The sequence below is a fragment of the Mesobacillus sp. genome (assembly GCF_047739415.1).
GTDB lineage: Bacteria > Bacillota > Bacilli > Bacillales > Cytobacillaceae > Mesobacillus.
Map to the genome: position 1 here is coordinate 1 of NZ_JBIQOE010000207.1, position 2529 is coordinate 2529.

The window sequence follows — 2529 nt, forward strand, 5'->3', positions numbered from 1 at the left end:
TTGAAGGTAATTTAGTAGGAACAGGTCTTAAAGTCGGAATCGTAGTCGGGCGCTTCAATGAATTCATCACAAGCAAGCTTTTGGGCGGTGCGCAGGACGCGTTGAAAAGACACGGGGTTGAGGAAGGCAATGTCGATGTTGCCTGGGTTCCGGGTGCGTTCGAAATTCCTTTGGTCGCGCAAAAAATGGCTAAAAGCAATAAGTATGACGCGGTCATCACATTAGGTACAGTCATTCGCGGCTCAACGCCACACTTCGATTACGTATCTAATGAAACAGCAAAGGGCGTATCCGCCGCAGCGATGAATTCAGGAGTCCCTGTCATCTTTGGGGTTTTGACAACCGATACCATTGAACAGGCAATCGAACGTGCCGGCACAAAAGCCGGCAACAAAGGCTGGGACGCTGCAATGTCCGCGATTGAAATGGCGAATTTAATGAAGAATATTGAAATGTAAAAGTTTTTGAAGCTGCAGGCATCCTTGTCTGCAGCTTTTTTATTGTTTAGGAAATTATAAAATTCTGTACTTGTGGATAAACGTTCGCTAAAATGTTGGTATCATTTTTTAAGGTGAATGACAATGACTAAACAAAACAGTGGAATTATCAAACGGATGTTGAGAGACCATTTTGATGGCTTTTGGAAGATGCATTCAACTCTTTTTCCTGAACGCTATCGGAGAGATATTGAAGAGACTGTTCAAAAGGCAATTCGTTGTGGTACGCGTGACTTAGGGTATTCACGATACGAATGTCTCGGGTGCGAGGGAAATCCTTCCCCCGTTTTTGTTTGTTTTACTTGTAAAAGCAGGTTCTGCCACAAGTGTGGAAAGAAATATACTGACGATTGGTCGGACAAACAACAGGAAATGATTCTTAATGTTCCTCATCGGCATATGGTATTTACTGTTCCTAAAGAGCTGAGAAATGTCTTCTTTCAAGATAGGAAGAAGCTAAATGAGTTAAGTAAAAAGGTATCCGAGGTATTCCAGTTTTACTATCGGAGGAAAAGTAAGAAGCGAGATCTCCAAGTTGGAATCATAACGGTCATACATACTTTTGGAAGAGATCTTAAATTTAATCCTCACATCCATGCATTGGTGACAGAGGGTGCTATAGACAATAGGAACGAATGGGTTTTTAGCGATTTCATCCCTTATGAATATCTCAGGAAATCTTGGCAAAAGGTGCTGCTTGATTCGGTGAAACAATGGTTCCCGAAGAATAAAACGGTTAAGAATCTTGTTGATGAGTTGTATCTCCGTTATCCGAAAGGATTCTATGTGAACGCAGAAAAAAGAATGCGGGACGCCAAAGGGGCTGCTAAATACATTGGCAGATATTTAGCCAGACCGGCTGTTGCTGAATATCGAATCGAAGAATACGATGGGAAATCGGTTCGTTTCTGGTATGAAGACCATCAAACAGGAAAACGAGTGGAAGAAGTCCTTCCAGTCTACAAATTTTTATTCAATCTAATACAACACATTTCTCCCAAGCATTTTCGAATGGTTGGTCGTTTTGGTTTGTACAGTAGAAGAGCGTACAGAAGGGCGAGAATTGCTTTGGACCTTTACTCCTTTATGAGGACTAAGCAACTATCTTGGCTATTAGAAGGGAAGAAGAAAAAGAAGACCTATCGTCAACGTATGATAGAGGCCTTTGATAAGGATCCGTTCCAGTGTCCTTGTTGCCTTCGACAGATGGATTTGGTGGAGATATGGCATGCCGACTATGGTTTCCTTTATCATTATATGGAAGACATGGAGTGTGTAAAAACAAGGAGGTATCACGGCAATGCCAAAAAACAACGAGCCGGATGAAATGAGTAAAGACCTTTTAAAATGGTTGGAGGAGGAAGACCCATTCGGATTGAATGAAGATATAAATACCATTCTGTTTAAATGTAAGGATTGTCGGAAAGAAGACGATGTTCCTGATTTTGTTGTGGCCGATTTTCAAGTGGATAAAAAGAAGGGTGAAGAAGTTGAAATTGAATGTCCTTTTTGTGGTGGTACTTTGCTTAGGGCGAAAGAAAGTCCCAAGTGATTCAATTTCACTTGGGACGTCCTTTAGGTCGCGTTAGCGATTTTGTTCTTTGTGAACACTTTATAAACCTTTGTATTTTTTAAAGGTATAAACTCTATGGGCACGAATACTTCATAATGGAAGGAGGCGCATCTAATTTGCTAGTTGCGTATAAAAGCGATGGTAAAAGGTTATCTCTTGGTGAAAGGTGGGAAAAAAGTGATTTAATAGGAATCAGGTCGAGGGAAAAGTTCCACTGTCCGGTATGTGGTGAAGAGGTGGTCATGAAACTGGGGAGCAAGAAGATTTGGCACTTTTCTCATTTGTCGGGAGGCAGCTGCCATTATGAGTATGACCGTGAATCTGAATATCATCTTTCTGGAAAGCTTCAGCTCTTCAATTGGCTGAAAAAGCAAGGAATCAATGCTGAACTCGAAAGTTTCGACCCACAGATGAAGCAGAAACCGGACATTGCTTTCGATTTGCAAAACCAAAAATATG

4 protein-coding genes are annotated in these 2529 nt (G+C 41.4%); all 4 read left to right on the forward strand.

The window, feature by feature from the left end:
- Positions 1-458: 6,7-dimethyl-8-ribityllumazine synthase (gene ribH / locus ACH0QE_RS16495; protein WP_415801667.1), on the forward strand; the 458-nt coding region annotated here is incomplete at its 5' end.
- Positions 459-581: 123 nt separating this feature from the next.
- A complete protein-coding gene (locus ACH0QE_RS16500; RefSeq protein WP_415801668.1) occupies positions 582-1823 on the forward strand; it encodes an IS91 family transposase in 1242 nt (413 codons plus the stop codon).
- The gene (locus ACH0QE_RS16505; RefSeq protein ID WP_415801669.1) at positions 1798-2049 is read left to right on the forward strand and encodes a hypothetical protein; all 252 of its coding nucleotides are present in this window, start codon (positions 1798-1800) and stop codon (positions 2047-2049) included. Before ACH0QE_RS16500 ends, ACH0QE_RS16505 begins: the two co-directional genes overlap by 26 nt.
- 137 nt (positions 2050-2186) lie before the next feature.
- Positions 2187-2529 (forward strand): competence protein CoiA (locus tag ACH0QE_RS16510; protein ID WP_415801670.1); only part of this gene is annotated, 343 nt, incomplete at its 3' end.

Bases quoted from the DNA above. Each gene is read 5' to 3' on its own strand.
- ACH0QE_RS16500 (WP_415801668.1), top strand. From the start codon at position 582: ATGACTAAACAAAACAGTGGAATTATCAAACGGATGTTGAGAGACCAT.
- ACH0QE_RS16505 (WP_415801669.1), top strand. From the start codon at position 1,798: ATGCCAAAAAACAACGAGCCGGATGAAATGAGTAAAGACCTTTTAAAA.